At 70.6% G+C, this 1041-nt stretch carries 1 protein-coding gene; it reads right to left on the bottom strand.

All coding sequences use genetic code 11. The features are described 5' to 3' along the window. Positions 1 to 1041 (bottom strand): acyltransferase domain-containing protein (locus BZY54_RS41900; protein WP_143668251.1); only part of this gene is annotated, 1041 nt, incomplete at both ends.

The following is a 1041-nucleotide window of genomic DNA, read 5'->3' as shown; positions in this document are numbered from 1 at the left end:
TACGTCAACTCGGCCGCCACAGCACGGAAATCGGCCAGCATCGGCTCCATCAACGGACTGTGGAACGCATGCGACACCGACAGACGACTCGTCTTACGACCCTGAGCGGAGAAGTGCTCGCTGATCGCGAGTACTTGGTCCTCGGTGCCGGAGACCACCACGGACGCGGGCCCGTTGACCGCGGCAATGGAAACGCTCTCGGTGAGCAGGGGCAGGACCTCGTCCTCCGACGCCTGTACGGCGACCATCGCCCCACCCTCGGGAAGCGCCTGCATCAGGCGCCCACGAGCCACCACCAGCCTGGCCGCATCCGCCAGCGACAGCACCCCCGCCACATGGGCAGCCGCCAGCTCACCGATGGAGTGACCCACCAGCACATCCGGCCGCACCCCCCACGCCTCCACCAACCGGAACAGCGCCACCTCGACGGCGAACAACGCCGGCTGCGCAAACCCCGTGGCGTTCAGCGCCTCGGCGTCCTCGCCCCACATCACCTCACGCAACGGACGATCCAGATACCGATCCAGCTCAACCGTCACCTCATCCAGCGCCGCGGCGAACGCGGGGAAGGCGTCGTACAACCCACGCCCCATGCCCAGCCGCTGAGCCCCCTGCCCCGTGAACAGGAACGCCAGCTTGCCGGTGCGCCGACCCGAAGCCGCGGCAATGGCAGGGGCGTTGCGGCCCTGGGCCAGGGCGGTGAGCGCGCGCACCAGTGCGTCGCGGTCGGTGCCGACCAGGCCCGCCCGGTGGGTGAACACCGCTCGTGTGGTCGCCAGGGAGAAGGCGACGTCCGTCGCGGAGATCTCCGGCCGGTCCGCCACCAGGCGGAGCAGCCGTTCGGCCTGCGCGATCAGCGCCTCCGGCGACTTGGCCGACAGCAGCCACGGCAGCGGGCGCGGCGCGGTGCTGCCGTCCGTCACTGGAGCCTCGGCGTCTGGTTCCGCGGGTGCCTGTTCGACGATGACGTGGGCGTTGGTGCCGCTGATACCGAACGAGGAGACGCCCGCGCGGCGCGGGTGGCCGTTGTCGGGCCACTCC

Origin of the sequence: Streptomyces carpinensis (genome assembly GCF_002154505.1) — a bacterium.
GTDB classification, from domain to species: Bacteria; Actinomycetota; Actinomycetes; order Streptomycetales; family Streptomycetaceae; genus Streptomyces; species Streptomyces carpinensis.
Note: the sequence above shows the minus strand (reverse complement) of the source record. Positions and strands in the feature narration are given on the sequence as shown.